At 64.2% G+C, this 26,147-nt stretch carries 26 protein-coding genes and 1 pseudogene; 13 read left to right on the top strand and 14 right to left on the bottom strand.

Annotation, left to right across the window (positions count from 1 at the left end; genetic code table 11):
- Window positions 1–17: 17 nt before the first annotated feature.
- On the top strand, window positions 18–500 hold the full coding sequence (locus tag SDENCHOL_RS04895) for a tRNA (cytidine(34)-2'-O)-methyltransferase (protein WP_154716217.1): 483 nt from the start codon (window positions 18–20) through the stop codon (window positions 498–500).
- A 937-nt stretch (window positions 501–1,437) separates the two neighbouring features.
- On the opposite strand, the gene SDENCHOL_RS04890 is transcribed toward SDENCHOL_RS04895, so the two are convergent.
- The 6 genes from SDENCHOL_RS04890 to SDENCHOL_RS04865 form a co-directional block, all read right to left on the bottom strand.
- On the bottom strand, window positions 1,438–2,439 hold the full coding sequence (locus SDENCHOL_RS04890) for an NAD(P)H-dependent glycerol-3-phosphate dehydrogenase (RefSeq protein WP_154716216.1): 1,002 nt from the start codon (window positions 2,437–2,439) through the stop codon (window positions 1,438–1,440).
- A 42-nt stretch (window positions 2,440–2,481) separates the two neighbouring features.
- On the bottom strand, window positions 2,482–2,925 hold the full coding sequence (locus SDENCHOL_RS04885; protein ID WP_154716215.1) for an SH3 domain-containing protein: 444 nt from the start codon (window positions 2,923–2,925) through the stop codon (window positions 2,482–2,484).
- A 17-nt stretch (window positions 2,926–2,942) separates the two neighbouring features.
- Complete coding sequence (secB, locus tag SDENCHOL_RS04880) at window positions 2,943–3,407, bottom strand: protein-export chaperone SecB (protein WP_154716214.1); 465 nt, start codon at window positions 3,405–3,407, stop codon at window positions 2,943–2,945.
- Window positions 3,408–3,491: 84 nt separating this feature from the next.
- Window positions 3,492–3,755, bottom strand: coding sequence for a glutaredoxin 3 (grxC, locus tag SDENCHOL_RS04875; protein ID WP_154716213.1), 264 nt, complete (start codon window positions 3,753–3,755; stop codon window positions 3,492–3,494).
- Between the two features lie 16 nt (window positions 3,756–3,771).
- Entirely contained in the window at window positions 3,772–4,179 is a 408-nt protein-coding gene (locus SDENCHOL_RS04870) for a rhodanese-like domain-containing protein (protein ID WP_154716212.1), read from the bottom strand.
- 72 nt (window positions 4,180–4,251) lie between these two features.
- Window positions 4,252–4,575 carry an ArsR/SmtB family transcription factor gene (locus SDENCHOL_RS04865; protein WP_154716211.1) on the bottom strand — a complete coding sequence of 108 codons (324 nt, stop codon included), beginning with the start codon at window positions 4,573–4,575 and terminating at the stop codon, window positions 4,252–4,254.
- Window positions 4,576–4,707: 132 nt separating this feature from the next.
- On the opposite strand from SDENCHOL_RS04865, the gene gpmA reads away from it, so the two are divergent.
- From gpmA to SDENCHOL_RS14695, 7 genes and pseudogenes are all read left to right on the top strand, one after another.
- Window positions 4,708–5,460 carry a 2,3-diphosphoglycerate-dependent phosphoglycerate mutase gene (gene gpmA, locus SDENCHOL_RS04860; protein ID WP_154716210.1) on the top strand — a complete coding sequence of 251 codons (753 nt, stop codon included), beginning with the start codon at window positions 4,708–4,710 and terminating at the stop codon, window positions 5,458–5,460.
- Window positions 5,461–5,499: 39 nt separating this feature from the next.
- The gene (locus SDENCHOL_RS04855; protein ID WP_154716209.1) at window positions 5,500–6,834 is read left to right on the top strand and encodes a murein hydrolase activator EnvC family protein; all 1,335 of its coding nucleotides are present in this window, start codon (window positions 5,500–5,502) and stop codon (window positions 6,832–6,834) included.
- Between the two features lie 100 nt (window positions 6,835–6,934).
- The gene (locus SDENCHOL_RS04850) at window positions 6,935–8,338 is read left to right on the top strand and encodes a S41 family peptidase (protein ID WP_154716208.1); all 1,404 of its coding nucleotides are present in this window, start codon (window positions 6,935–6,937) and stop codon (window positions 8,336–8,338) included.
- A 32-nt stretch (window positions 8,339–8,370) separates the two neighbouring features.
- Window positions 8,371–8,835 carry a hypothetical protein gene (locus tag SDENCHOL_RS04845; RefSeq protein WP_154716207.1) on the top strand — a complete coding sequence of 155 codons (465 nt, stop codon included), beginning with the start codon at window positions 8,371–8,373 and terminating at the stop codon, window positions 8,833–8,835.
- Between the two features lie 30 nt (window positions 8,836–8,865).
- Window positions 8,866–9,615 carry a HesA/MoeB/ThiF family protein gene (locus tag SDENCHOL_RS04840; RefSeq protein WP_154716206.1) on the top strand — a complete coding sequence of 250 codons (750 nt, stop codon included), beginning with the start codon at window positions 8,866–8,868 and terminating at the stop codon, window positions 9,613–9,615.
- Window positions 9,616–10,179: 564 nt separating this feature from the next.
- Window positions 10,180–10,419: pseudogene (locus SDENCHOL_RS14700) on the top strand (methyl-accepting chemotaxis protein); the annotation flags it as partial.
- Window positions 10,405–10,893, top strand: coding sequence for a CZB domain-containing protein (locus SDENCHOL_RS14695; RefSeq protein WP_420031043.1), 489 nt, complete (start codon window positions 10,405–10,407; stop codon window positions 10,891–10,893). The pseudogene SDENCHOL_RS14700 and the gene SDENCHOL_RS14695, both read left to right, overlap by 15 nt.
- Window positions 10,894–10,941: 48 nt before the next feature.
- On the opposite strand, the gene ribD is transcribed toward SDENCHOL_RS14695, so the two are convergent.
- From ribD to pmbA, 5 genes are all read right to left on the bottom strand, one after another.
- Complete coding sequence (gene ribD, locus SDENCHOL_RS04830) at window positions 10,942–12,078, bottom strand: bifunctional diaminohydroxyphosphoribosylaminopyrimidine deaminase/5-amino-6-(5-phosphoribosylamino)uracil reductase RibD (protein ID WP_197706847.1); 1,137 nt, start codon at window positions 12,076–12,078, stop codon at window positions 10,942–10,944.
- 196 nt (window positions 12,079–12,274) lie between these two features.
- Window positions 12,275–12,772: a transcriptional regulator NrdR gene (gene nrdR / locus SDENCHOL_RS04825; RefSeq protein WP_154716204.1), complete on the bottom strand. Its 498-nt coding sequence runs from the start codon at window positions 12,770–12,772 to the stop codon at window positions 12,275–12,277.
- A gap of 102 nt (window positions 12,773–12,874) precedes the next feature.
- Window positions 12,875–14,119, bottom strand: coding sequence for a serine hydroxymethyltransferase (gene glyA / locus SDENCHOL_RS04820; protein WP_154716203.1), 1,245 nt, complete (start codon window positions 14,117–14,119; stop codon window positions 12,875–12,877).
- A 112-nt stretch (window positions 14,120–14,231) separates the two neighbouring features.
- Window positions 14,232–15,032, bottom strand: a complete 801-nt coding sequence (locus tag SDENCHOL_RS04815) for a hypothetical protein (protein WP_154716202.1) — start codon at window positions 15,030–15,032, stop codon at window positions 14,232–14,234.
- An 11-nt stretch (window positions 15,033–15,043) separates the two neighbouring features.
- A complete protein-coding gene (pmbA, locus tag SDENCHOL_RS04810) occupies window positions 15,044–16,384 on the bottom strand; it encodes a metalloprotease PmbA (protein ID WP_154716201.1) in 1,341 nt (446 codons plus the stop codon).
- Between the two features lie 64 nt (window positions 16,385–16,448).
- Between pmbA and yjgA the strand changes: the two genes are divergently transcribed.
- The 3 genes from yjgA to SDENCHOL_RS04795 all read left to right on the top strand — a co-directional run bounded on the left by yjgA (window position 16,449) and on the right by SDENCHOL_RS04795 (window position 18,456).
- Window positions 16,449–17,015: a ribosome biogenesis factor YjgA gene (gene yjgA / locus SDENCHOL_RS04805; RefSeq protein ID WP_154716200.1), complete on the top strand. Its 567-nt coding sequence runs from the start codon at window positions 16,449–16,451 to the stop codon at window positions 17,013–17,015.
- On the top strand, window positions 17,012–17,641 hold the full coding sequence (mog, locus tag SDENCHOL_RS04800) for a molybdopterin adenylyltransferase (RefSeq protein ID WP_154716199.1): 630 nt from the start codon (window positions 17,012–17,014) through the stop codon (window positions 17,639–17,641). The genes yjgA and mog overlap by 4 nt, the downstream gene beginning before the upstream one ends.
- Before the next feature lie 89 nt (window positions 17,642–17,730).
- A complete protein-coding gene (locus SDENCHOL_RS04795) occupies window positions 17,731–18,456 on the top strand; it encodes a glycine zipper 2TM domain-containing protein (RefSeq protein ID WP_154716198.1) in 726 nt (241 codons plus the stop codon).
- A gap of 128 nt (window positions 18,457–18,584) precedes the next feature.
- On the opposite strand, the gene SDENCHOL_RS04790 is transcribed toward SDENCHOL_RS04795, so the two are convergent.
- Both SDENCHOL_RS04790 and SDENCHOL_RS04785 read right to left on the bottom strand, forming a co-directional pair.
- The gene (locus SDENCHOL_RS04790; protein WP_154716197.1) at window positions 18,585–20,120 is read right to left on the bottom strand and encodes a hypothetical protein; all 1,536 of its coding nucleotides are present in this window, start codon (window positions 20,118–20,120) and stop codon (window positions 18,585–18,587) included.
- Window positions 20,121–20,272: 152 nt separating this feature from the next.
- Window positions 20,273–21,895, bottom strand: a complete 1,623-nt coding sequence (locus tag SDENCHOL_RS04785) for a M17 family metallopeptidase (protein ID WP_231912910.1) — start codon at window positions 21,893–21,895, stop codon at window positions 20,273–20,275.
- A 66-nt stretch (window positions 21,896–21,961) separates the two neighbouring features.
- On the opposite strand from SDENCHOL_RS04785, the gene SDENCHOL_RS04780 reads away from it, so the two are divergent.
- Both SDENCHOL_RS04780 and glk read left to right on the top strand, forming a co-directional pair.
- Window positions 21,962–22,777 (top strand): thymidylate synthase, encoded by an 816-nt coding sequence (locus tag SDENCHOL_RS04780; protein WP_154716195.1) that lies wholly within the window; start codon window positions 21,962–21,964, stop codon window positions 22,775–22,777.
- Between the two features lie 24 nt (window positions 22,778–22,801).
- Complete coding sequence (gene glk / locus SDENCHOL_RS04775) at window positions 22,802–23,821, top strand: glucokinase (protein ID WP_154716194.1); 1,020 nt, start codon at window positions 22,802–22,804, stop codon at window positions 23,819–23,821.
- Window positions 23,822–23,838: 17 nt separating this feature from the next.
- On the opposite strand, the gene glgB is transcribed toward glk, so the two are convergent.
- A complete protein-coding gene (gene glgB / locus SDENCHOL_RS04770) occupies window positions 23,839–26,115 on the bottom strand; it encodes a 1,4-alpha-glucan branching protein GlgB (protein WP_154716193.1) in 2,277 nt (758 codons plus the stop codon).
- Window positions 26,116–26,147 lie beyond the last annotated feature (32 nt).

Genomic DNA, 26,147 nt, shown 5'->3' with positions numbered 1-26,147 from the left:
TCTGACTATAGCACATCATGTTTCACATCATTTTGTATCAACCCGAAATTCCACCCAATACCGGCAACGTCATCCGGCTTTGCGCCAACGTCGGCGTCCGTCTGCATCTGCTGCGGCCGCTCGGCTTCGACTTGAGCGCGGCGCAACTGCGGCGCGCCGGCATGGATTATGCCGAAATTGCCGATGTGCGTATTCATGAGAATTTACCGAATTGCATCGCCAGCCTGGAACGCAACGACGACGGCAGCCCGGCACGCCTCTTCGCCCTGAGCACGCGCGGTACGACGCGTCACGATCAACCACGCTACCAGGCCGGCGATGCTTTCCTGTTCGGCCCCGAATCACGCGGCCTGCCGGCCGAGGTGCTGGATGGCATCGCCGAGGAACGGCGCATCCGCCTGCCGATGCGGCCGGAGTGCCGCAGCGTCAATTTATCTAACACCGTGGCCGTGGTGGCTTTCGAAGTTTGGCGTCAATTGGGTTTTGTTGGTGGTGTTTGAGTTTGTAGGAGATGAGAGGGTGTCGGGGGATTTGGGATTGGCGGGAGTCGACTCGGTAGGCTTTTCAACGGCCAGGATTCGTCGTGAGTGTGGAGTGGAACGGCGGTACCAGGATTTTGTTGCGGTGAGTGATTTGGGCTTGTCGGGGCGTTTTCTGACGGAGCGCAGAAGCCGGGACTCGCCCCGGCGGGCGACCTACTTTCTTGTCGCGCGACAAGAAAGTAGGCAAAGAAACGCACCCCGGTGTCTCGGCCCTTCGGGCTGCCCGAGTTTCGCCGCCGCCGAGCGGCCGGTTTCTAAACTCGCTACGCTCAGACAACGAAACCGGAAAGCCCCGCTCGCCGGCAGCGAAACTCGGCGAGACACAGGGGAATGGGGGTGCTGCTCAACGCGTGGGGGTTGAAAAGCCAAATACCAAGCCTGCTGGAAGATATAAATATCGGATTCGTCATTCCCGCGAAAGCGGGAATCCAGTACGTTCCTGGGTCCCCGCTTTCGCGGGGACGACGAATATCTGAGAAGCTGCACGCCTCTCTCAAGTTCGGTTCCTGGGTCCCCGCTTCCGCGGGGACGATGAATATGTATCAAGCGTGCAACCCTGCATCAGCTTACCCGGCGCAACGCGCCGCGCTCTGTCCGTTGGACTGTGACGCTTTTCCATTCCCCTGTGCGCCGCCGAGCGGAGCCAGTGCCGGGCAGAGGTTTCCGGTTTCGTTGCCCGAGCGCAGCGAGTTTAGAAACCGGCCGCTCGGCGGCGGCGAAACCTGGCTTTTGAAAACCCCGCCGGGGCGAGTCCCGGCTTCAGCGCACCGCCAAGGAAAAACTCAGCAATACCAAATCAACCCACCGAAACAAAATCCCGGTATCGGTACCTCACCCTCAAGACGAAACCCGGTTGTTGAAACTTCACCCGCCAAGACAAGACAAACCCCGGCCTTCAACACTCATCCTTGGGATCCCGCTGCATCAACCGATCGACAGCGGCAGCAGCCGATAGCTGCCCATCAAGCACGGCGCAAACCGCCTGCACGATGGGCATTTCAACCTGCAATTCTGCGGCCCGGCGCGCCACGGCGCGCGCGCTATACACGCCTTCGGCGACATGGCCGAGTTCGCGCACGCTGTCGGCCAGCGTGCGGCCGGCCGCCAGCGCCAGGCCGACGCGCCGGTTGCGCGACAGGTCGCCCGTGCAGGTGAGAATCAGATCGCCCATGCCGGCCAGGCCCATCAGGGTTTCGCGGCGCGCGCCGAGCGCCAGACCGAAACGAACGATCTCCGCCAGACCGCGCGTGATCAGGGCGGCGCGAGCGTTGTGGCCGAGTCCCAGGCCATCGGAAATGCCGCTGGCAATGGCCAGGACATTTTTCACCGCGCCGCCGACTTCGGCGCCGATCACGTCGTCGTTGGCGTAGATGCGCAGTCGCGCGCCGGACAGTTCCTGCGCCATGGCGCGGGCGAAACCGGCGTCGGCGCTGGCCAGCGTGACCGCTGCCGGCAGGCCGCGCGCCACTTCTTCGGCAAAGCTCGGTCCGGTCAGCGCGCCATGCAAGGCCGGCCAGCCGTTCAATTCCTCGGCAACGATCTGGTGCGGCAGCAGGCCGGTTTCGGCTTCGAGCCCCTTGCACAGCCACAAAAAAGGCCGTGCAACGGCATTGGCCGTACCGCGCCATTGCCGCAGGATCGGCCGCAAACCGGCCAGCGGCGTGGCCAACAGCAGCAGTTCGGCCGCATCGACGGTTGCCGGAAAGTCGTCACGCACGACCAGCGCGTCGGGAAAGGTCTGTCCTGGCAGGTAAGGCGCGTTCTCGCGCAGCGCCTGCATGCGGGCGCACAGCGCGGGATCGCGCGCCCAAAGTGTGACTTGGTGCGAGGCGCCGCGGGCGAAGGCGATGGCCAGCGCGGTTCCCCAGGCGCCGGCGCCGATGACGGCAATTTTCATGATGAAGTCAGGTCTGTCGCCCGCAACCCGCGCCGGGACGACTTACAGGCCCCACACCTGCTCGGCGCGGACGAAGCCGCTCTGGCCGTCGCGATGGCGTACCCTGGCCCAGCCATTGACGGGCAGCGGATCGGTCAACTCCAGGACGACGTCCCGTTCCGCCTCGAATGCCAGCGGCGCCTCGGCACTGGCGGCAGTGCGCACCTGCGCGCGGGCGGCCGTCACCTGCACGGTACGCCGTTCGCCGAGCAGGCGTTTTTCGATCCAGGCCAGGCCGCCGGAAGCATCGCGCACCTTGCTCCAGCCTTCCAGCGCCACCACCACCTCGACCGGCGTCTGCCGGGCAATGACGAACAGCGGCTTGCCTTTCAGCGAGGGCGCGTCGTACAGCACCGCCGGTTCGGTTACCGAACGGTAATCGAGAGCCATTGCCGGCATGGCGACCAGCAGCAAGACCGTAGCCAGCCAGTAGCGTGGGGACTTCATGAGGATTCCTGCCGGACTCACTGAATCGGCAGTTCGCCGTTCGCCTGGACCTGTTGCTGCGCCTGCATGCGTTGCTGGTACAGCGCTTCGAAATTGATCGGTGCCAGCAGCACCGGCGGGAAACCGGCACGGGTGACGAGATCGGAAACCGTCTCGCGCAGATACGGGAAAATGATGTTCGGGCAAGCCACGCCGAGGACGGGTTCGATGTTTTCCACCGGCAGATTGCGGATCTGGAAAACACCGGCCTGGGCCACTTCGACCAGGAACATCGTGTTCTCGCCGGTCTTCGCAGTCACCGTCGCCGTGACCACGACTTCATACAGCCCGTCTTCGATGGTGCTGGCGCCATCGTGCAACTGCAATTCGATGGTGGGGTTCTCTCTTTCGAGAAAGACCTGCGGTGCATTGGGAATTTCGAGAGAAACATCCTTTGCATAGACTTTCTCGATGGAAAAAACCGGGGCCTGTTGTTCGCTCATGTGGATTGCCTGTCGTCAAAAAATAGGAAAACGAAAAAGTGTGAAGTGTGGCGTATGAAGTGCTGATGAGGACGCGCCCTGCCTCTAGCCGCCGGCCAGCAATGGATCGAGCTTGCCGGCACGTTCCAGCGCGACCAGTTCGTCATAGCCGCCGACATGGGTCTCGCCGATGTAGATCTGCGGCACGGTGCGCCGCCCGGTACGCTGCATCATCCGTTCGCGCGATTCCGGTTCGAGGTCGATGCGGATTTTCTCGATTTCCGCAACGCCCTTGCTTTTCAGCAATTGTTCGGCACGCACGCAATAGGGGCATACGGCCGTGCTGTACATCTGGACCTTGACCGACATGATGTGCGCCGCCCGGTTACTTGGTGGTCACCGGCAAGCCCGCATCGCGCCAGGCCGCGATGCCGCCGGCAAGGTTATAGACCTGCTCGAAGCCCTGTTTCTTCAGCTTGCCGCACGCGCCACTCGAACGATGGCCCGACTGGCAACTGACGATCAGCGGCCGCGTCTTGTATTTGTTGATTTCGGGCAGGTGCTTATCCAGCTGATCCAGGGAAATGTGGCGCGCATTGGGGATGTGACCGCTTGCCCATTCGGCCGCATCGCGCACGTCGAGCACCAGCGCATCCTCGCGATTCATCAGCAGCGTGGCGGCCTGCGGCGTGAGCTGGCTGCCGCCCGTACCCTTGAGCGTCTGCCACAGCAGCATGCCGCCGCTGACGACAGCGAGCAGCACATACATGATGTTGTTGGTTACGAAATCCAAGACCGGCTCCGTCTGTCAGTTATCCGTTATCGGTTAGTGTTAGTTATTGGTTATTGGTTATCCGCTGCGCCGTTACGCATTCGGCGAGACGCCACAGAAAACCTCGCGCATCAGGCCGATCAACTGCAGCACGCGCGGATCGGCAACGCGGTAGTAGACCCGGTTGGCATCCTTACGCGTCTGCAGTACCTCCTTCTCGCGCAGAATGGCCAGATGCTGCGAGATGTTGCTCTGCGAGGTGCCCACCGCATCGACGATATCCTGCACGCAGACTTCCAGCTCACCGATGACGCAGAGGATTTTCAGCCGCAATGGATGAGAAATCGCCTTGAGCGCGCGTGCGGCAGTTTCGATGTGTTCCTGTTTTTCGATCAGATCGAGCACGGCATCGCTCATGGCAATACTGGAATATGGGAGTGTGGGAACGTAAGAATGGTCTGCGGGTCGGCGGTGCAAGCCGCACAGTGCATGGTGAAATGGAGAGTGCTATAGAATACTCCATTTTCAATACCTGTCGCCTGCCCAGCCATGCATAAAATCGTTTTGATCCGCCACGGAGAATCGATCTGGAACAAGGAAAACCGCTTCACCGGCTGGACCGATGTCGATCTGACCGAAAAAGGTCTGGCCGAGGCAAGCGCTGCCGGCCGGTTGCTGAAGCAGGAAGGCTTCGCTTTCGACATTGCCTACACTTCGGTGCTCAAGCGCGCCATCAAGACGCTGTGGACGGTGCTCGAAGAGATGGATCGCATGTGGATTCCCGTCCATCACTCCTGGCGCCTCAATGAACGCCATTACGGTGCCTTGCAGGGGCTCAACAAAGCCGAAACCGCCGCCCGGCACGGCGAGGAGCAGGTACTGGTCTGGCGCCGCGCCTACGACATTCCGCCACCGCCGCTGGATGCCGACGATCCGCGCATGGAAGCCGGCAATCCGCGTTACGCCGACCTGGCCGCCGGCGAGTTGCCGCGCACCGAATGCCTGAAGGACACCGTCGAGCGCTTTCTGCCCTACTGGCACGAAACCATCGCCCCCACGGTGAAGTCCGGCAAGAACGTCATCATCGCGGCGCACGGCAACAGCCTGCGTGCCCTGATCAAGTATCTCGACGATGTTTCCGATGCCGACATCGTCGGCCTCAACATCCCGACGGCGCAGCCGCTGGTGTATGAGCTGGATGCCGATCTCAAGCCGATCCGCCATTACTACCTCGGCGATGCGGCCGCCATCGAAGCCGCCATGCAGGCCGTCGCCAATCAGGGCAAGGCGAAACAGGCTTAACAGGTTCAACAGGCTTGCAGGACAACCGAAGCACAGCGGATGTTTCCGGGACGCACACTCACGCCATCTACGCCATTCACGTCATCCATCCCACGCTGGACGCTCCTGCTGGGATCATGCCTGTTCGCCGCATCGGTCACGCTGGCAAACGCGGCGCCCAAGGCCGCCGCTTCCGCCCCGGTTGACAGCAAGCGCGGCGAACTCCAGGCCGTCCAGAGCAAACTCAAGAAACTCAATCGAAATCTGGCGCAAACCGAGAAAAGCCGTACCCAGGCCAGCAACCGGCTCAAGGAAACCGAGTCGGCAATCTCGAATACCAGCCGCCAACTGCGCGAACTCGGCGAGCAGCGTGCCAGCGCCGAAGCGGAGCTGGACGAACTGCAGCAACAGGCCCGACGACTGGAAAATCAGGTTACCCGCCAGCAAGGGCAACTCGGCCGCCTGCTCTACCGCCAGTATCTGAATGGCGACATCGATGCCCTGCGCCTGCTGCTCTCCGGCGGCAATGCCAACCAGGCAGCGCGCGACCTGTATTACACGACGCAGTTGTCGCGCGCCAAGGCCACGCTGCTGGAGACACTGCAGCAATCCCTGCAGGACAAGCAACGCCTCGGCGCCTCCATGAGCGCCAAACGCGAGGAGCTCGTCCGCATCGAGCAGAAACGGCAGCAGCAGCACAACCTCCTCCTCAGCCAACAGCAGCAGCGCAAGGCCGTACTGGAGGAGCTTTCCGGCAAACTGACATCGCAGCGCCGCGAAATCAGTACCCTGAAGCGGGATGAGCAGCGCCTGAGCCGCTTGATCGACGACCTCGCGCGCAAGGCGGCGAGTCAGGCGAAAGCGCGGGCGCGCAAGCAACCGGCCCGGCCGCCGACCGCGAAACAATCGACCGGGTCTGCTGCCGGCGCCTCCTCAACGGCGCCCGGGCAGGCCGAACGTAACGAGCACGAACCCGAGGACTTCGGCTATGTCGGCAATTTCGCCGCCCTCAAGGGCAAACTGCGCCTGCCGGTGCGCGGCGAACTGATCCACCGCTTCGGCGCTGCGCGCGCCGAGGGCGGCGCCACCTGGCGGGGCGTGTTCATCCGCGCCGCTGAAGGCAGCGAAGTCAAGGCGCTGGCGCCGGGACGCATCGTCTTTGCCGACTGGCTGCGCGGCTTCGGCAATCTGCTGATCATCGACCATGGCGATGCCTGGCTGAGCGTCTATGGCAACAATCAGTCCCTTCTCCGCCAGGTTGGCGATACGGTCAAGGCCGGCGATGCCGTTGCTGCCGTTGGCAACAGCGGTGGCAATCCGGAATCCGGTTTATACTTTGAACTCCGCCAGCGAGGGCAGGCCATCAACCCGCTCAACTGGGTCAGCCTCAAGTAATCGACATCCGCATCTGGTGAGATGCGCTTGCTGTATTGCCGCTGATCGATGTCGGCGCGGCCGGACCAAACCCCAGCGAAATTCTCGGAGCACGATGCACATGGGCAACAAACTGAAACAGGCCGGACTCATCTCGATCGGATTGGTTGCCGGCGTGTTGATCAGCCTCAACTTCTCGGCCAGCGCCCAGAAAGAAGCGCCTACCGCGCTGCCGTTCGAAGAGCTACGCAGTTTTGCCGATGTCTATAACGCCATCAAGCAGGGCTATGTCGAAACCATCGACGACAAGAAGCTGATCACTCATGCCATCAGCGGCATGCTCTCCAACCTCGATCCGCATTCGGCCTATCTCGATGCCGAGTCCTTCAAGGAACTGCAAGTCAATACGGCCGGCGAGTTCGGCGGCCTGGGTATCGAAGTCGGCATGGAGGACGGTTTCGTCAAGGTGGTCTCGCCGATCGAGGACACCCCCGCCTTCCGCGCCGGCATCAAATCGGGCGATCTGATCGTCAAGCTCGACGACACGCCGGTGAAGGGCATGACGCTCAGCGAGGCCGTCAAGCGCATGCGCGGCAAACCGCGCACGTCCATCGTTCTCACCATCGTCCGCAAGAACGTGCCGAAGCCGCTGATCCTCACACTGCAGCGCGAGATCATCAAGGTACAGAGCGTCAAGTCGAAGATCATCGAACCCGGCTTCGGCTATCTGCGCGTCACCCAGTTCCAGGAAGAAACGGTTGCCGACGTCGTAAAACACATCAACAAACTGTTCGTGCCGGAAAAATCCACCGACCAGAACGGCAAGGAGACCCAGGAGCCGTTGCGCGGCCTGGTGCTGGATCTGCGCAACGATCCGGGCGGCCTGCTGCACAGCGCGGTCGGCATTTCCGCCGCCTTCCTGCCGCCTCAGACGCCCGTCGTCTCCACGGACGGCCGCACTGCGGATGCCAAACGTCAATACATCGCCAGCCCGGAAGATTATCTGCGCGGCACGCGCAAGGATCCCCTGCAGGGATTGCCCGCCGAAATCCGCAGCATCCCCCTGGTGGTGCTGGTCAACGGCGGCTCGGCCTCGGCTTCGGAAATCGTTGCCGGCGCCCTGCAGGATCACAAGCGCGCCATCATCCTGGGCACCCAGACCTTCGGCAAGGGCTCGGTGCAAAGCGTGCTGCCGTTGTCCAACAACACGGCCATCAAGCTGACCACGGCACGCTATTACACGCCATCGGGGCGCGCGATACAGGCCAAGGGCATCACGCCGGACGTCATCGTCGAGGAAACCATGAATGGCCAGAGCCACGAGTTTCTGCGCGAAGCCGATCTGGAGCGGCATCTCGAAAACGACAAGGAAAACGAAGCCGGCACGGCGACACCGAAGCCCGCCAAGAACAAGGCCGACGAGGAAGCGCAGATCGCGCCGGTCGAGTTCGCCTCGAAGAACGACTACCAGTTGAATCAGGCGCTCGGCCTGCTCAAGGCCTGGCAGATCATCAAGCGGCAATGAAATGCGCGGCTGGGACATGAGGGCATGAGCGCATGAACCCGGAACAGGCCCGCAAGTTGCGCGATGCCGTGCGGCATCGCAGTCATCGTGACCAGGGCCTGGTGCACCAGTACGATTCCGCCAAGACGCGGCTGCTGCGCTTTGACGCGCTGCTGGCGGAGCAGACCGAACAGGTACGCCAGTTGCTCGACGGCATCGACGGGCTCGAAGTCGTCACCGTCGCGCCGAACTGCCTGCGGGTGAGCTACAACCTGACCGAATACACGCTGAAGGGACTCGAAAAAGCCCTCATCAGCCAGGGATTCCGCTTTCAGGGATCCCGTTATCGCAAGCTCGAACGCGCCCTGATCCACTTCTGGGAAGAGACGCAACTACGCAACATGCGCGTGCCGCAACGCCTGATCAAGAAGTCCAACGAAGTCTATGTCAAGGCTTGGGAGCAGCACCCCCATGGCGATCGCGACGATACGCCCGTCGAACTGCGTGAAGAACGCTGACCCCATTTCACGTCTCACGCCTCACGCTGCATGAACGACGCCCAGCTGCTCCGCTACAGCCGCCACATCCTCCTGCCGCAGATCGATGTCGCCGGCCAGGAAAGGCTGCTCGCCGCGCGCGTGCTGGTCGTCGGCGCCGGCGGCCTCGGCTCGCCCGCCGCGCTCTACCTCGCCTCGGCCGGCGTCGGTACGCTGGTACTGGCCGATAGCGATACGGTGGATGCCACCAATCTGCAGCGCCAGATCCTCCATCGGGAAAGCTCGCTGGGCGAGGCCAAGGTCGAGTCCGGCCGGCTGCGGCTGCATGAAATCAATCCGGAATGCCGGGTCATCCCGCTCAACGAGCGCCTCGACGAACAACGCTTGCTGGCAGAAGCCGCGCTTGCCGATGTCGTCCTCGACTGCACCGACAACTTCGCCACGCGCCATGCCATCAACCGCGCCTGCGTGGCGCGGCGCAAGCCGCTGGTTTCCGGCGCCGCCATCCGCTTCGACGGACAGATCGCCGTCTTCGACGCACGCCAGCCCCAGGCGCCCTGTTATCACTGCCTGTTTCCCGAAGCTCAGGATGTGGAAGAGGTGCGCTGCGCCGTCATGGGCGTCTTCGCCCCATTGACCGGCATCATCGGCAGCATGCAGGCGGCGGAAGCCCTGAAGCTGATCATCGGCTGCGGCACTTCACTGGCCGGCCGCCTGCTGCTGCTCGACGGCCTGGCCATGGAATGGCGCAGCATCGCCGTGCCGCGCGATCCACAGTGCGGCGTATGTGGCTGCGGCTGAGCGCAACAGCCCCGCGCCATCGCGTCCGCTCCAGCGCCACCGGCTTCGCCATTTACGCTTTTCAATGTTATAACCTTCGATATAACACTTGGACATTCCGGGGTATCCCCTCTTCATCCCCATCCCTTATCCCCAATCCCTCCTACAACCCCATCGAAAAGGAAGCACCTGATGTTCTTCAGCTCGAAACTGCGTCGGGACAACGAGGAATTACGAACCCAGCTCGCCGAGCGCGAGCACGCCCTCGAAGCGACACGCAGCGCACTCGCCGCCAGCGAAGCCGGCCTCGCCGCGCTCAAGGCAGAGGCTGCCGCGCGTGAAGGACTCGACTGGTTTCATCTCCAGATATTCCAGCAGCAGCAGTCTTACGCCGAATCTTTCCAGGCATTTCGCACATCGCTGGCCGAACTGGCCACGACGCTGCATGAAAAACGCAGCAACGCCACCCAGGTGGCGGCGACCTCGCGCGAGAACCAGCAGGCCACGGAACAGATTTCTGCGGCGCTGGAACAGATGGTCGCCCGCCTGCAGGATACGGCGCGCGAAATGGACAATCTCAATGAACGCACCACGCAAATCGGCGGCATCCTGCAATTGATCCGCGAGATTGCCGATCAAACCAACCTGCTGGCGCTGAATGCCGCCATCGAAGCGGCCCGCGCCGGCGAGCAGGGACGCGGTTTCGCCGTCGTCGCCGATGAAGTCCGCAAGCTGGCCGAGCGCACCAGCAAGGCCACCACGGAAATTTCCAGCCTGGTCACCTCCATCCAGACCGAAGCTTCCACCGCCATGACGCAGATGCAGGAAAATGCCGCAGCCGCCGGAACGTTCGGCCAGTGCAGCATGACGGCGACCGAAAAGACCGCCAGCATCCTCGCGCTGTCACACGACATGGAGCAGGTCGTCACCTCCTCCGCCCTGCGCAGTTTCGTCGAACTGGCCAAGGTCGACCATCTCGCCTTCAAGATGGACATTTATCACGTCGTCATGGGAATATCGCCGCGCAAGTCCGGCGACTTCAGCGATCACCACGGCTGCCGGCTCGGCAAGTGGTACGACCAGGGCGAGGGCAAGAAATTGTTCTCGCATCTGCCCGGCTATGCCGATATCGAAGCGCCGCATGCCAGTTTCCACGCGGCCGGCAAGGAAGCGCTCGATGCCTATCACGCCAACGATTTCGCGCTGGCTGCCGATGCGCTGACGCGCATGGAAAAGGAAAGCATGTCGATCATGCTGCAACTGGATCGCATCACCCGCGCCAGCGAAAGCGGAGCCTGAAGCAACACCATGGGGGCAGCCTCGTTGGGCCAGGCAGCGTAATTTGATTCAACGGGGCCGCGCCAGGATCCGGATGTCGTCACCCAGCCGCCGGACATCCATCATCTGCAGGTCGCGCCGGTCGGCGAGCGCAGTCAGCTCGCCGAGGGCGAACATGCCGCGCGCGCTGTCGCCGAGCAGCGTCGGCGCATAGTAGAGCAGCAACTCGTCGGCCAACCCGGCGCGCAGCAGGGCGCCGCTCAGCCTGTGGCCGGCCTCGGCGTGGATTTCGTTGATGCCGCGTTGCGCCAGCTCGCCGCACAGGGCGGCAAGATCCACCTGTCCCCGTTCGCCGGGCACGGCCACGATTTCGGCGCCGCGGGCGCGCAAGGCCGCCGCCTGTCCGTCCGTCGTCGAGCCGGCACAGGCAATCAGCACTGGACTCGCGCCGTCGAACAGGCGCGCGGTGGGCGGCGTTGCCAACCGGCTATCGACGATCACCTTGAGCGGCTGGCGCGGCCTTCCTTCCTGCTCATCCAGGCGCACCGTCAGTTGCGGATCGTCTTCGAGCACCGTGCCGATGCCGGTGAGAATGGCGCAGGCCCGCGCGCGCCAGCGGTGCCCATCGGCACGCGACGCAGGGCCGGTGATCCATTGGCTGGCGCCGTTGTTCAGCGCAGTCCGGCCATCCAGGCTGGCGGCCAGCTTGAGACGCAGCCACGGCCGCCCGCGCGTCATGCGGGCGACGAAACCGATATTGATTTCCCGCGCCTCGGCTGCCATCAGGCCGCAGCAGGTCTCGATGCCCGCCGCCTGCAGGCGGGCGAGCCCCTGGCCGGCCACCTGCGGATTCGGATCCTGCATGGCGGCCACCACGCGCGCGACGCCGGCCGCGATCAGCGCGTCGGCACAGGGCGGCGTGCGCCCATGATGGCTGCAGGGCTCCAGCGTCACATAGGCCGTCGCGCCCGCCGCCGCTGCCTCGCCATGTTGTCCGCGCGCGGCAAGCAGCGCCTGGATTTCAGCGTGATTCTGGCCGGCCGGCAGGGTGTAGCCTTCGCCGATGATCCGCCCTTCACGTACCAGCACGCAGCCGACGCGCGGGTTCGGCGTCGTGGTGTTCAGCACACCCGGCGATTGCGCCAACTGCAGGGCGCGCGCCATGTAGGCATGGTCTGCCGGCGTGTATGGGGATGTGGCGCTCATGGTGGCTAGTGTAGTGTGCACGCTAATTGATACATAAAAAACCACACATTTGTCGTCCCTGCGAAAGCAGGAACCCAGGTACGTACTGGATTCCCGCCTGCGCGGGAATGACGAACCCGATATTTACATATTCCGTCAAGAATGCAGCACTACACCAGGAGTTGAGATCTGACGGCCAGCGCGGCAGGCGGCCCGCTCAGGAGCGGCCGGAAGAACGCGGCATGCGTGACGAACGCGCGACGCGCGGCTTGCGCACTTCGCGGATGGCGTCGGAAAACTCCTCGACATCCGCAAAATTGCGATACACGGAAGCAAAGCGGATATAGGCGATCTTGTCGAGCTTCTTCAGCTCGCGCATCACCAGCTCGCCGATGCGATCGCTGGCGATTTCACGCTCACCCAGCGTCACCAGCTTTTCCTCGATGCGGTCGATGGCCGATTCGAGGCTCTCGGTGGTCACCGGCCGCTTGCGCAGGGCCAGCATCATGCTGGCATGCAACTTCTCGCGCTCGTAATCGCAGCGGCTGCCGTTTTTCTTGACGATCTGCGGCAACTGCAATTCAACGCGCTCGTAGGTGGTGAAACGCTTGTCGCAATTCGGACAGCGCCGCCGGCGGCGCACGGTATCGCCGTCCTCGTTCATCCGGGTGTCGACCACCTGGGTGTTGAGTTCGGTGCAGTAGGGACACTTCATGTCGGGCGTGAGGCGTGAGGGATGAGGCGCGGAATGCAGCGGCGCAGGCGAGCGGAGTGAGACGCCCCGCGCCGCACGTCCGAAGCCTTGCTCCTTACCGAATCAGCCATAAACCGGGAAGCGCTTGCACAGCTCGCCCGCCTTGATGCGGGTGGCGGCGAGCACCTTTTCGTCATTCGGCGCATCGAGCACGTCGGCGATCAGATGGGCGATCTGCTCGGCTTCGATCTCGGTGAAGCCGCGCGTCGTCATCGCCGGCGTGCCGATGCGGATGCCGGAAGTCACGAAGGGCTTTTGCGGATCGTTGGGAATGGCGTTCTTGTTCACCGTGATGTGCGCCTGGCCCAGCACGGCCTCGGCATCCTTGCCGGTGATGTTCTTGGCGCGCAGATCGAGCAGGAACACATGCGATTCGGTACGCCCGGAAACGATGCGCAGACCGCGCGCCGTGAGCACCCGCGCCATGACCTGGGCATTCGAGATCACCTGTTCCTGGTAGTTGCGGAACTCCGGCGTGGCGGCTTCCTTGAAGGCCACGGCCTTGGCGGCGATGACGTGCATCAGCGGTCCGCCCTGCAGGCCGGGGAAAATCGCCGAGTTGAGGGCTTTCTCGTGTTCCGCCTTCATCAGGATGACGCCGCCGCGCGGGCCGCGCAGGGTCTTGTGGGTGGTCGAAGTGACCACGTCGGCATGCGGCACCGGGTTCGGGTAGAAGCCGGCAGCGATCAGGCCGGCGTAGTGCGCCATATCGACCCAGAAAATTGCGCCGACTTCCTTGGCGATCCTGGCGAAGCGCTCGAAGTCGATGCGCAGCGCATAGGCCGAAGCGCCGGCGATGATGATGCGCGGCTTGTGCTCGCGCGCCAGAGCCTCCATCTTCGGATAGTCGATTTCTTCCTTCTCGTTGAGGCCGTAAGCAACGACATTGAACCACTTGCCCGACATGTTGAGCGGCATGCCGTGGGTCAGATGCCCGCCTTCGGCCAGGCTCATGCCCATGATGGTATCGCCCGGCTTGGCAAAGGCCATCAGCACCGCCTGATTGGCCTGCGAACCGGAGTTGGCCTGGACGTTGGCGGCATCGGCGCCGAACAGCTTCTTCAGGCGGTCGATGGCCAGTTGCTCGGCCTGGTCGACGAACTCGCAGCCGCCGTAATAGCGCTTGCCCGGATAACCCTCGGCATACTTGTTGGTGAGCTGCGAACCCTGCGCTTCGAGCACGGCGCAGGAGACGTAATTCTCGGACGCAATCAGTTCGATGTGGTCTTCCTGGCGACGGTTTTCACCTTCGATCGCCTGCCACAGTTCGGGATCGGTCTTGGCCAGGGTGTGTTGTCTGGAAAACATGAGAGTCGGGTTCCGCTGAGAGAGAAAAAAGGAAAGGGCGGATTTTACCATCGCCGACCGCCGCCCCGGGAGATGTGCAGATGCACCCGGCGTATTTTGGCGGCCCGCCTGGTCAAACAGCGCGCGGCACGCCGATCAGATAAGTCACCCGCACACCCGCCACGCCGCCGGGCGCGATGCCCGTCTGCCAATCGTAAGTTTCCTGCCCCGGCACCTGGCCGACCAGCGCCATCAGCTCGTCCGGCGCGTAGGCGCGCAGATTGGAGGCCACGCCGTCCCAGACGGCGCAGAACGGAATCACCGGGATCACGTAAGTCCAGAACAGCCGCGCCCAGGAGAACGGCTTGAAGAACGGCGTCAGCAGCGGAATCGACAGCGGCCCGCCGAGCAATACCTGGAGGAAAGCCGCCAGGCTGCGGTTGGAAAGTTCAAAGATGGCCAGCGGCGCCCGCTTCTCCACGCAATCCGCGAGGATGCGCGTTGCCAGCGGCGGCGGAAAATGGTGGAAGCAGGAGAACATGGTACGCAGGCCCGTCAGTTCCGCCGGCACGGCCGTGGCATCGACCGAGGCTGTCGCATGGCTGATCTCCCCGCCCAGCGCCCGTGCCTCGTCGGCAATTTTTGCGAAAGCCGGCAGATTTGGATATTTGTCGGTCAGTTGCACCGGCACGTTCAGTCCGTGCTGCTCGCGCAATTGCTGCTGCACCAGCGCCAGCGGCCCCGAGCCGCCCGAGCACAGATCGACGATGCGCGTCTGGCCGCTGCGCTGCAACGCATTCGCCAGCAGGCCGGCCGCCGGACGGTACAGATCGAAGGTCTTCATCTGGTAGTGATAGAAGTCCGTCATGAAGTTGCGCCACTGGCCGGGAAACCAGGCGTAATCTTCCAGTTCGATGGCTTGGATGCGGGTCATGTCTTTGCCTTTCAGTTGCCGGCCACCGTCATGCGGTCGATGAGTATGGAGCCGACCTGCTTGGAGCCGCGCACCAGCACGTCATTACCGATGGCGACGATGCCCTTGAACATTTCGCGCAGATTGCCGGCGATGGTGATTTCCTGCACCGGATAGGCGATCCGGCCCTTTTCCACCCAGTAGCCGGCGGCGCCGCGCGAATAATCGCCGGTGACGTAATTCACGCCCTGGCCGAGCAGTTCGGTGACCAGGAGGCCCGTATCCATCTGGCGCAGCAGTCCCTCGAAATCCAGCGCGCCGGACTTGACGATGAGGTTGTGGCTGCCGCCGGCATTGCCGGTCGTCTGCATGTCCAGCTTGCGCGCCGAATAAGTGGACAGGAAGTAACCCTGCAGCACGCCATCCTGCACCACCTCGCGGTCGCGCGTCGCCACGCCGTCGTCGTCGAACGGGCTGCTGGCCAGCGCGCCCTTGAGATGCGGACGCTCGCTGATCTGCACATGCTGCGGAAAGATCTGCTGGCCGAGACTGTCGAGCAGGAAGCTGGATTTGCGATACAGCGCCCCGCCGCTGACCGCCTGCACCAGACTGCCGATCAGGCCGACGGCCAGCGGCGCTTCGAACAGCACCGGCACCGCACGGGTCTTCAGGCGCCGTGCGCCGAGGCGCGCCAGCGCGCGCCGCGCCGCGTACTCGCCGACGGCTTCGGGTGCCGCCAGGCGGGCTGGATTGCGGTTCGAGGTATACCAATCGTCGCGCTGCATGTTGTCGCCCGCACCGGCGATCACCGAACAGGAAATGTAATGCCGCGAGGTCGGAAAGCCGCCCATGAAGCCCAGGCTGTTGGCCGAGACGAACTGCGACTGCTGCACCGAAACGCTGGCGCCTTCGGAATTCCTCACCAGCGGACTGACGGCAAAGGCGGCCTGCTCGCAACGCCGCGCGGTCTCGATGGCCTCCTCGACCGACAGCGGCCAGGGATGATGAAGATCAAGATCCATGCTCTTTCTGGCCAGCAATTTTTCCTCGGGCAGGCCGGCGCAGGGATCGGGCGCGGTGAATCGGGCAATCGACAGCGCTGCCGCCACCGTCGCCCGCAGCGCCGCCGGCGAAAAGTCCGAGGTGCTGGCATGGCCGCGCTGCTGGCCCAGATAGACCGTCACGCCGATGCCCTTGTCGCGGTTGTATTCGATGGTATCGACAGCGTCCTTGCGCACGCTGACCGACTGGCCGAAGGCTTCGGAAACATCGGTTTCGCAGGCGCTGGCGCCCAGCTCGCGGGCATGGCGCAACACATCGGCGGCGAACTGGCGCAATTGGTGCTGGCTGTAACTGAATTCGGGTGCGGACATAGAAGAAAGAGCGGCGAGGGGCAAAAGCTATAATGATACCCTTTTGACTCGCCGGACAATTGACATGTGGCCCGACGCCGATGCCCAACACCCCGACGAGGGACTTCACCACGAGCGCCCCAGCAAAAGCCAGCGCAAGCGCGACTCCGATGCCTTGCAGAACCTGGGCAAGGAACTGATTGGCCTGTCCCCCGAACGCCTGGCAAAAATCACCATGTCGGACGCCCTGCGCGACGCCATCCGCGAGGCCCAGCGCATGACCAAGCACGAAGCCCGCCGCCGCCAGCTGCAGTACATCGGCAAGCTGATGCGCTCGGAAGATGTCGCACCGATCCGCGCCGCACTCGATGCCATTGCCGGTGTCTCGGTCGCCGAAAACCAGCGCCTGCATCATCTGGAACGCCTGCGCGAGCAGTTGCTCGATGACGAAGTCGCCGCCCTGGCGGCCATCACCGCCAGCCACCCGCATGCCGATCTGCAGCATCTGCGCCAGTTGCGCCGCAACGCGCTGAAGGAAAAACTGCAGAACCGGCCGCCACGCGCCTACCGCGAAATCTTCCAGGTACTGAAGGCGCTCGAGGAAACGCGCGAGCCGCAGGAAAAAACCCCGGCAGAACAGGAAAACCCATGAACAGCCCGAACGAAGCCAACGAAGAACTGCGCATCGGCCTGGTTTCCATTTCCGACCGCGCGGCCAGCGGCAGTTACCAGGACCAGGGCATCCCGGCGCTACGCGACTGGTTCTCCGCCGCCCTTGCCCCGGACACGCCCTGGCGCATGGAAACCCGGCTGATTCCCGACGAGCAGGCCGGGATCGAGGCCACCCTGATCGAACTCTGCGACGACGCCGGCTGCCATCTGGTGCTGACCACCGGCGGCACCGGCCCGGCGCCGCGCGATGTCACGCCGGAAGCCACGCTGGCCGTGGCGCACAAGGTGATGCCGGGCTTCGGCGAGGAGATGCGCCGCATCAGTCTGAACTTCGTGCCCACCGCCATCCTCTCGCGCCAGACCGCCGTGATTCGCGGCCGCTCCCTGATCATCAACCTGCCCGGCCAACCCAAGTCGATCCGGGAGACCCTGGAAGGCGTCAAGGATGCCGAGGGCAAGACGCTCGTCAACGGCATCTTCGCCGCCGTGCCGTACTGCATCGAACTGATCGGCGGCCCGTACATCGAAACCGATCCGGCCGTGATCAAGGCCTTTCGTCCCAAGTCGGCCATCCGCCCCAGGCCCGGCACGGAAAACACGGCATGACGGCAAAACATTCGCCGTCCGTCTGCCGCAGCGCTATCATTTGTCGTTGCCCAGCCTGACCCTTCCTCTATCCACTCTGGAGCATCGCCATGAACCTCATCAACCCCATGAAGCATCTGCCGCTCACCTGCGCCGCCGGCCTGTTACTGGCCTTCGGCACGGCCAGCGCCGCAACCACGGCAACTACGGCGGCCAAGCCTGCCGCGGCGAAGCCCGCCTATGAACAGCAATACGACGCCGACAAGAAGGCAGCGAACGACCGCTACGCCGCCGACAGAAAAATCTGCGACGAGGAAAAGACCTCCAGCATCCGCATGCAGTGCCGGCGGGATGCCCACGACGAAAACCAGCAGGCGCTGGCCGCCGCCAAGAAGAAGCGCGATGAAGCGAAAAAGGCCGCGGCACAGCCTGCCCCTGCCGCAGCCAGTGCCGCGCCGGCCGCTGCTGCTGCCACTGCCGCCGCTGCCAGCAGCGCGGCCATCTGCAATGAATGCGGCAAGGTTATTGCCATCAACGTCGGCGAGACGAAAGGCAAGGGCGGCCCCATCGGCCTGATCGCCGGTGGCGTAGCGGGTGCCGTGCTCGGCCATCAGGTGGGCGGCGGACGCGGCAAGGACATCGCCACCATCGCCGGAGCGGCGGGCGGCGCCTATGCCGGCCACAAGATCGAGGAAAAAATGACTTCCAGCCAGACCTGGTCGGTCAGCGTGCGCTTCGAGAACAACGAAGAGCGCAGCTACACATACGACAGCGACCCGAAATTCGTCGTCGGCGACAAGGTCAAGCGCGCCGACAACGGCATCGTGCGCTACTGAAACGCCGCGCTACAGAAAACGGCCCATCCGGTTTGCGCGGGTGGGCCGTTTTTTTTGATGCCTTTGATACCCGCCCCACCTGTCCAAAATTCCGGACAGAATCGCATCACGTCATCGTAGTTCCGTACTCAGGAAAGAATGTCGATCTGGAAGCGGGCAATGACGAAATCCGTGCCGTGTTCGATCACGGTTTGCGGCCGCAGGCGCAAGGCCCGTCCAGTGACCAGGGTGGTCATGGGAATGCCGGCTTCGAAACTGCTGCTCTCCAGCACGGCATCGACGGTAATGATCTCCACCAGCAGCTTGCCGCTGGCAATCACCTCTGCCGGCGGCAGCGCGGGCAGATCGAGCAGAACCAGATGCGTCGGCAGGCCGCCGCAATCGGCAACCACGGCCTGCGGCGCCTTGCCGATGGTCTGGATGCCGACGGAACCGCCGCCCTCGCCGCGGCTGAAGCGACGGATCAGGCCGACCAGCCAGTTGTCTCCGCCTTCCGGCTGCACGCCGATCAAGGCGCCGATGCGGATCCATTCCTTGGCGCCCAGCGGCACCTCGGCGCCCATCCCACCCAGACTGACGTCCTCGGCAATCCAGGTCTCCTCTGCCGAATTATCGGCGCCAGCGCCAGCACCCTCCCGGGACAACTTCGCATGGATTGCCGCAAATCCGTGAATCACGTGCAGACGCGACCTCACCTGGTGACGCTGATGATTGCGTTGCGGCAGTTGCGACTGCCAGTTTTGCGCCAGATGTTCGAGTACCGGCAACACGACCTGCGGTGAAAACTGCCCGCCGAGTTGCAGATCGGCGGGCACCGCGCCGCTCTTGGTGATCCGTGTGCGGATTTCGACGATCTTCTCGAGCGCCGTGCCGGGACGCAGGAAACGCAGGCTGGGCGTCATCTCCGGCGGACGAACGATACGCGAGGGCGGTAGCGGCCTGGCGGCATCGACCCAGTACACGTTGGCCGGGTCCATCTGGTCGGTAAAGACCAGTTGCGGCGCCAGATAGGCCACCAGGCGCTCGGCAATCTCGACCTCCAGCGGCAGCAGGTTGCTGAGTGAAGAGGAATGCAGCATCAGCAGCAACAGATATTCCCGCTCGACGCTGCTCTCTGCCGTATTGGGATAGATCGGGATGATCTTGCGCTCCGCACCGGCCGCCTGGGCCGCCAGATAGATGCGCCCGGCACCCTGCCAGTAGTAACCGACGGCGGGTGTATGACGGAACTGCGCCCACTTGATGCCTGCCGCATAGGCATGCAGCAACCGGGCCTGCAACAGCAGCAACAGCAACGGATTGATCTGCTGCTTGCCCGCGGAGGCATGGCGGGCCAGGCAGTATTCGTACGCCGCGACGAGCTGCGCCCAGTAGCTGTGGTTGCCGTTCCACAGGCGGTATTCCTCGCTGCGCCCGAGATCCTGGGCCATCAGGTAGTCGCGGCCGAAGCGGCGGGCATGTCCCAGCGTGGCCTCATCGAGACGCAGGATCAGATCGAGGCATTGCTCGATCTTCATGTCCTCGGCCTGCACCAGGGACTCCAGCCAGGTTCGGGTTTCATCGAGCGCCGTTGCGGGCTCCAGGCCCGGCAGCGCTTCGAGCACGCGCTTCAGCTCGACACTATCGGTGAGCGGATGGGAAGACTTCAGGGAAAACCAACCCATGTGAGGGGTTCCTATCGAGTATTGCGGAATTGATATGCGCCATATATATCGATATGCCGACATGCCAGCATATCGACGCTACCCTGCCTGCGGCAGGATAAACCAAAGCAGCCGCTCCATGCCACCACTATGCCAACCTTGGGCAGAACGGTTCAACCCTGCCCAGGCCGCCCCCGTCCCGGTAACCGCATCGCGCTTGCCGGGTGCATTCCCGCTTGCTCATGCCCGCTTGTTTGGTCTCCGGCAGCCAGCCAGCCTGACAGCAGCGCCGCGCCCCAGGCCACGCCGAACCCGGTCAGGTCGCTGGCCACCGCGCCCAGGCCGCCGCTGCAATTCGCCGCCGACAGGTCGACGTGCAGCCAGGGCCGCTCATGGGTGAAACGCTGGAGGAAGCGCGCCGCCAGGATGTGATCGGCCTCGCCTTCCAGCGTGCATTGCTTGACGTCGGCCACCTTGCTGTCGAGCGCGGCATCGTAATCCGCATCCAGCGGAAAGGCGCAAACGCGCTCGGCAGCCTGGCGCCCGGCGGCAACGGCCAGTGCGGCAAGCGCGTCGCTGCTGGCAAAAATCCCGGCATAACGATTGCCCAGTGCCGTCAGCATGCTGCCGGTCAGGGTGGCGAAATCAATCACCAGATCGGGCTGCGCGATTTGGCGCTTTCGGTGCTGTCCAGCCGCCGGTTTTTCCGGACGCGTCGCCAGCGTCAACGCATCGGCCAGCACCAGGCGCCCTTCCGCATCGGTATGCACGATCTCGATGTGCGTGCCGTCGAGCGCGGTCACGATTTCGCTCTGCCGATAGGCTTGCGGGGAGATGTGGTTCTGCGCCAGCGCCAGCCAGACATCGACCGCCAGCGGCAAGCCCAGATCCTCAATGGCCTGCAGCAGCCCCAGGGCCACGGCCGAGCCGTTCATGTCCTCGTGCATGCCGGCCATGTAGCGCGCCGGCTTCAGGTTGTGGCCGCCGGTGTCGAAACAAATTCCCTTGCCGACCAGCGCGACGTGCCGGCAGTGCATCTGCCGGCCGGATAGTTGCCGGGATGGCTGAGATGGCCGGTAGCTCAGATGCACGATGGCGGCATCCGTCTCATGGCTGCCCTGGGCCACGGCGCAGAAAGCGCCCGCGCCGAGTTTGCGCAATTGGGCATAGTCGTATTCTTCGATACCCCAGCCACGCGCCTTGGCCAGCGTGCGGATTTTCCGGCGATAGCTACCCGGCGTCAGCTCGTTCGGCGGCAGCGCCGTCAACTCGCGCACCAGCAGGTTGGCCTGCGCCAGAGCGGCAACGCCGGCAAACGCTTCCGGCTGCTCGCGCGTGCCGTGCAGCACGAGGCGCTTCACCGCCTGCGCCGGCTTCTTTTTCCGCGCCGGCAGCGGCGTGCCATTCAGCCACAGGACATACAGCGCCTCGCGCGCCAGGCGCGCCGCCTCATCCGCATCGTCAGCGACGACGCCCAGAAAAACTTCCTCGGGCATCTCATCGAGCAGCAACATCGTCGCCTTGCGCAAATGCGCGAGCTGGCTGAAACGATCCTGGCCGGCATCGAGCATCGCATACACGCAGCGGCCGCCCTGCGGCAAATCCAGGGCAACAGGCGTTTTCGCCAGTTCATCCGCCTTCAGGTCACGCCGTCGCAGCACCGCCGCAAGCTGCGCCGCCGCCGGCAAATCCGCCGGCAGGCTCTGCTGCCGCGGCATGACGATCAGCGCATGCCGCGCCTGGTCCAACGATTTCTTCAACGGTACGGCCGTGCATTCCAGGCGGGCAAGAGACATGCGCATTTCCTTTACAATGGCCGGCGATTATAGTCCCGCCCCTCAGCCTCAGCCCGGTTCCCAGCCATGCAGCAATATCTCGACCTGATGCGCCATGTGCTCGAACATGGCCATGACAAAAGCGATCGCACCGGCACCGGCACCCGCTCGGTCTTCGGTTGGCAGATGCGTTTCGATCTGGCGCAGGGTTTTCCCCTGCTGACCACCAAGAAGCTGCACACCCGCTCCATCATCCATGAGCTGCTCTGGTTCCTGCGCGGTGAAACCAACATCCGCTACCTGAAGGACAACGGCGTTTCGATCTGGGACGAATGGGCGGATGCCGACGGCAATCTCGGCCCGGTGTATGGCCACCAATGGCGCCACTGGCCGACGGCCGACGGCGGTGAAGTCGACCAGATCGTCGAACTGGTCGCCGCGCTCAAGCACAATCCCGACTCGCGCCGGCACATCGTTTCGGCCTGGAATCCGGGCGACGTGCCGAAGATGAAGCTGCCGCCCTGCCACGCGCTGTTCCAGTTCTACGTCGCCCCGGCGAAAACGCCGGACCAGCGCCCCCGCCTGTCCTGCCAGCTCTATCAGCGCAGTGCCGACATTTTTCTCGGCGTGCCTTTCAACATCGCCTCCTACGCCCTGCTGACCATGATGCTGGCCCAGGTCTGCGGCTACCGGCCGGGCGAGTTCGTCCACACCCTGGGCGATGCGCATCTGTACAACAACCACTTCGACCAGGCGCGCCTGCAGCTCTCGCGCACGCCCGGCCCGCTGCCCACGCTGCAGATCGATCCCGCCGTGCAGGACATCTTCGCCTTCCGCTTCGAGGACTTCACCCTGCTCGACTACCAGCCGCAGCCGCACATCGCCGCCCCGGTCGCGGTCTAGGCGGGGCGCGCGGCCAGCCATGTCATGATCCTCTGCGGCGACATCGGCGGCACCAAGACCCTGCTGGCGCTGGCGGACAAGGCTGCCGACGGCAGGCTGCGGATCCATTTCCAACGCCGCTATCTCGCCCGCGACTATCCCGACTTCGCCGCGCCGTTTGCCGACTTCATCGCGGCGGCCGCAGCCGCCGGCCAGCCGCCGCACACCATCCGCAGCGGTTGCCTGGCGGTGGCCGGACCGATCGAAACGCAGGGCCGCAGCGCCCGCCTGACCAATCTGCCGTGGCGCATCGATGCCGACGCGCTCGCCGCGCAACAGGCTTGCGGCCCACTGCGACTGGTGAATGATTTCGTTGCCGCAGCCGCCGGCATCGCCGCGCTGGACGACGACGCGCTGGTCACCCTGCAGGCCGGCCAGCCGCTCGACCACGCGCCGCGGGTGATCGTCGGCGCCGGCACCGGCCTGGGCACCGCCAGCCTGGTCTGGCAGAACGACGGCCAAGGCCGGGGACGCTATCGGATCCTCCCCGGCGAAGGTGGCCACTGCGCCTTCGCGCCGACGGATGCAGAACAGGCCGCGCTGTGGTACTGGCTTGCCGCCCGCCTGCCATCTGGCCGGGTAACGGCTGAGGAGGTGATTTCCGGGCGTGGCTTGCTGGCAATCCATGATTTTCTGCGCACGCAGCATGCGGCCGATGCGGCCGACCCACGCGCCGCCGCCGACCCGGCAGCGGCCATCAGCGCGCTGGCGGCCACCGCGCCACACAGCCTGGCGCGGCGCGCGCTGGATCTGTTCTGCCGCGCCTATGGCGCCTTTGCCGGCGATCTCGCCTTGCTGCTGCTGGCGCGCGGCGGCGTATATATCGCCGGCGGCATCGCCGCGCAGATCCTGCCCCTGTTGCGCAGCGGCCCCTTTCTTGCCGCCTTCAACGCCAAGGCCGAGCATGCCCGGCTTGCCGCGCTGATGCCGCTCCATGTCGTCACCGATCCCGACCTCGGTCTCAAAGGCGCGGCGCTGCTGGCGCTGTCGCCCGACGACGACTGAAACGGCCGGCGCACAACTCAGTCAGCGGGCTCCAGCACCACCGCCGCCAAAGGCGGCAGATCAAGCACCAGTGAAGCCGGCCGGCCCATCCATGACCCAACGGCCTGCAGCCCCCCGACTCCGCCATTGCCGAGATTGCTGCCGCCGTAATAGGTCGAGTCGGTATTCAGCACTTCGCGCCAGACACCGGCCTGCGGCACGCCGATGCGGTAACCGTGGCGCGGCACCGGGGTGAAGTTGCAGACGACGGCCAGGCAGCGGCCATCGCGCGCATGGCGCAGCCAACTGATCACCGACTGCTCGCTATCGTGGCAATCGATCCAGGAAAATCCGCCGGCCTCGAAGTCGAGTTCGTGCAGCGCCGGGCAAGAGACATGCAGCCGGTTGAGATCGCGCATCAGCGCCTGCAAACCGGCATGACAGGGATCGTCGAGCAGCCGCCAGGGCAGCTCCTCGTTGCAGCGCCATTCGTGCGGCACACCGAATTCACCGCCCATGAACAGCAGCTTCTTGCCCGGCATGGTCATCTGGTAAGCCAGCAGCAGACGCAGATTGGCGCGGCGCTGCCAGTCGTCGCCGGGCATCTTGGCGAGCAGCGCGCGCTTGCCATGCACGACCTCGTCGTGCGACAGCGGCAGGATGAAGTTCTCGCTGTAGGCATAGAGCTGGCCGAAGGTCAGGCGCTGATGATGAAAGCGCCGATGCACCGGATCCTTCTGCATGTAGTCGAGGGTGTCGTTCATCCAGCCCATGTTCCACTTCATCGAGAATCCGAGCCCGCCCAGATGCACCGGACGCGAGACCATCGGCCAGGCGGTCGACTCCTCGGCCATCGTCAGCGCGCCGGGAAACTCGCGATGCACCATGGTGTTGAGTTCCTGGAAAAACTGGATGGCTTCCAGGTTCTCGCGGCCGCCGTGGCGATTCGGCAGCCATTCGCCCGCCTTGCGCGAGTAGTCGAGATACAGCATCGAAGCGACGGCATCGACGCGCAGGCCGTCGGCATGGAACTCGGACAACCAGTAATGCGCGCTGGAAAGCAGGAAGCTCCTCACTTCGTTGCGGCCGAAGTTGAAAACGTGCGTGCCCCAGTCCGGCTGATACTTGAGACGCGGGTCCTCGTGCTCGTAGAGCGGGCTGCCGTCGAAATGGGCAAGCGCGAATTCGTCGTTCGGAAAATGGCCGGGCACCCAGTCGAGAATGACGCCGAGACCGGCGCGATGGCATGCGTCGATCAGGAAGCGCAGGTCGTCGGCCGTGCCGAAACGCGAAGTCGGCGCGAAGTAGCCGGTGCTCTGATAGCCCCACGACTCGTCGAGCGGATGTTCCATCAGCGGCATGAATTCGATGTGGGTGAAGCCCAGCTCCAGCACATAGGGAATCAGGCGCTCGGAGAGTTCCCGGTAGCCGTAGAAGCTGCCGTCGACATGGCGCATCCAGGAACCGGCATGCACTTCATAGATCGACAGCGGCGCATGCAGCCAGTCGCGCATTGCCCGCCGTCCCAGCCAGCCGCCGTCCCGCCAGACATGCGTGGATTCGTCGACCACGCGCGAAGCCGTCGCCGGACGATGCTCGAACTGCCGCGCATACGGATCGCTCTTGACGATGACGGCCCCGCTGCCCCGATTGCGTATTTCATATTTGTACAGCGTCCCCGCGGCCAGATGCGGAATGAACAGCTCCCAGATGCCGCTGGCGCCCAGCGATTGCATCTGATGCACGCGGCCATCCCAGCGATTGAACGGCCCGATCACCGAAACCCGTTCGGCATTCGGCGCCCAGACGCGAAACGTCACGCCCGGCACCCCGTGCGCCCACTCGCTGGCCGTATCGTCGAGGTCATCCACACCGTCGTGGCGTATCCCGCAGGCCGCGCCGAGCAGGCGATGGCTCTGGCAGTTGCGCCCTTCGTTGAACAGATAGAGATCATCCGCCGGCGGCTGCGGAGGAAAGGCGTAGGGGTCGCGGATGCGCTGGCACTGCGCCGCCCGGCCGGACTTTCCTTCGTCGATCAGCAGGGCATATTGCGGCCGGGCAGCGGTGAGGCCGTCGGGCAGCCGGCCGCGCCACTCGAAGATACCGGCGGCATCGACGCGCCGCAGGGAATCGCTGCCGACGCAGTCCGGCGGAACGCCGGGCCGATCCGCCGCCAGCCATTCGACAGCCACCGCCTGCGCATGCGGCTGGAATACCCGCAGCAGCCAGGCATTACCGTCACGGCGCAACCCGAGCGTGCCGAACGGATCATGACTGCGCGCCTCGAGCAACGCGGAAAACGGTGGTCTGGTCATAAAGACTACGGCGCATTAGACTTTGAGGGCCG

The sequence above is a fragment of the Sterolibacterium denitrificans genome (assembly GCF_900174485.1).
Taxonomy (GTDB): Bacteria; Pseudomonadota; Gammaproteobacteria; order Burkholderiales; family Rhodocyclaceae; genus Sterolibacterium; species Sterolibacterium denitrificans.
Note: the sequence above shows the minus strand (reverse complement) of the source record. Positions and strands in the feature narration are given on the sequence as shown.

Bases quoted from the DNA above. Each gene is read 5' to 3' on its own strand.
- ribD (WP_197706847.1), bottom strand. From the start codon at position 12,078: ATGAGCGCCACATCCCCATACACGCCGGCAGACCATGCCTACATGGCG.
- SDENCHOL_RS04785 (WP_231912910.1), bottom strand. From the start codon at position 21,895: ATGTCTCTTGCCCGCCTGGAATGCACGGCCGTACCGTTGAAGAAATCG.
- SDENCHOL_RS04795 (WP_154716198.1), top strand. From the start codon at position 17,731: ATGAACCTCATCAACCCCATGAAGCATCTGCCGCTCACCTGCGCCGCC.
- grxC (WP_154716213.1), bottom strand. From the start codon at position 3,755: ATGTCGGTCAAGGTCCAGATGTACAGCACGGCCGTATGCCCCTATTGC.
- pmbA (WP_154716201.1), bottom strand. From the start codon at position 16,384: ATGTCCGCACCCGAATTCAGTTACAGCCAGCACCAATTGCGCCAGTTC.
- SDENCHOL_RS04855 (WP_154716209.1), top strand. From the start codon at position 5,500: ATGTTTCCGGGACGCACACTCACGCCATCTACGCCATTCACGTCATCC.
- SDENCHOL_RS04790 (WP_154716197.1), bottom strand. From the start codon at position 20,120: ATGGGTTGGTTTTCCCTGAAGTCTTCCCATCCGCTCACCGATAGTGTC.
- SDENCHOL_RS04815 (WP_154716202.1), bottom strand. From the start codon at position 15,032: ATGACCCGCATCCAAGCCATCGAACTGGAAGATTACGCCTGGTTTCCC.
- SDENCHOL_RS14695 (WP_420031043.1), top strand. From the start codon at position 10,405: ATGACGCAGATGCAGGAAAATGCCGCAGCCGCCGGAACGTTCGGCCAG.
- glyA (WP_154716203.1), bottom strand. From the start codon at position 14,119: ATGTTTTCCAGACAACACACCCTGGCCAAGACCGATCCCGAACTGTGG.
- secB (WP_154716214.1), bottom strand. From the start codon at position 3,407: ATGAGCGAACAACAGGCCCCGGTTTTTTCCATCGAGAAAGTCTATGCA.
- SDENCHOL_RS04885 (WP_154716215.1), bottom strand. From the start codon at position 2,925: ATGAAGTCCCCACGCTACTGGCTGGCTACGGTCTTGCTGCTGGTCGCC.
- SDENCHOL_RS04890 (WP_154716216.1), bottom strand. From the start codon at position 2,439: ATGAAAATTGCCGTCATCGGCGCCGGCGCCTGGGGAACCGCGCTGGCC.
- SDENCHOL_RS04865 (WP_154716211.1), bottom strand. From the start codon at position 4,575: ATGAGCGATGCCGTGCTCGATCTGATCGAAAAACAGGAACACATCGAA.
- glgB (WP_154716193.1), bottom strand. From the start codon at position 26,115: ATGACCAGACCACCGTTTTCCGCGTTGCTCGAGGCGCGCAGTCATGAT.
- glk (WP_154716194.1), top strand. From the start codon at position 22,802: ATGATCCTCTGCGGCGACATCGGCGGCACCAAGACCCTGCTGGCGCTG.
- gpmA (WP_154716210.1), top strand. From the start codon at position 4,708: ATGCATAAAATCGTTTTGATCCGCCACGGAGAATCGATCTGGAACAAG.
- SDENCHOL_RS04895 (WP_154716217.1), top strand. From the start codon at position 18: ATGTTTCACATCATTTTGTATCAACCCGAAATTCCACCCAATACCGGC.
- mog (WP_154716199.1), top strand. From the start codon at position 17,012: ATGAACAGCCCGAACGAAGCCAACGAAGAACTGCGCATCGGCCTGGTT.
- SDENCHOL_RS04850 (WP_154716208.1), top strand. From the start codon at position 6,935: ATGGGCAACAAACTGAAACAGGCCGGACTCATCTCGATCGGATTGGTT.
- yjgA (WP_154716200.1), top strand. From the start codon at position 16,449: ATGTGGCCCGACGCCGATGCCCAACACCCCGACGAGGGACTTCACCAC.
- SDENCHOL_RS04845 (WP_154716207.1), top strand. From the start codon at position 8,371: ATGAACCCGGAACAGGCCCGCAAGTTGCGCGATGCCGTGCGGCATCGC.
- nrdR (WP_154716204.1), bottom strand. From the start codon at position 12,772: ATGAAGTGTCCCTACTGCACCGAACTCAACACCCAGGTGGTCGACACC.
- SDENCHOL_RS04780 (WP_154716195.1), top strand. From the start codon at position 21,962: ATGCAGCAATATCTCGACCTGATGCGCCATGTGCTCGAACATGGCCAT.
- SDENCHOL_RS04840 (WP_154716206.1), top strand. From the start codon at position 8,866: ATGAACGACGCCCAGCTGCTCCGCTACAGCCGCCACATCCTCCTGCCG.